The organism is Singulisphaera rosea (assembly GCF_054877945.1).
On the sequence record NZ_JBTYIP020000137.1, the window covers coordinates 1 to 280 of the forward strand.

A 280-nucleotide genomic window follows, 5' to 3' on the forward strand; every position below is an offset into this window, starting at 1 on the left:
CGACGAAATTGTCGGTCGTGGTGCCGTTGGCGTAGATGTAGCCCTGGACGGCGAGGGTGTAGGTGCCGGTGGTGGGGAGGGTGATGCGTCCCGAGTCGTATCCGAAGTAGTTGCCGTAGACTTGGGTCCCGTAGGCGTCGTAGAGGGTCCAGTTTCCGCCGTACCCGTTGGGGTCGGTGGTGGTGAAGCCGGTGCTGTCGAGGAAGATCGTGGACCCGGCGGTGCCGGAGAACTTGTAGAGGTTCGTGGAGTTGGCGGGGTTGAGCGTTGCGGTGACTGC

General features: G+C 63.2%; 1 protein-coding gene. It reads right to left on the reverse strand.

The genetic code is table 11. The features are described 5' to 3' along the window. Positions 1 to 280: hypothetical protein (locus ACYOEI_RS41270; RefSeq protein WP_462856502.1), on the reverse strand; the 280-nt coding region annotated here is incomplete at both ends.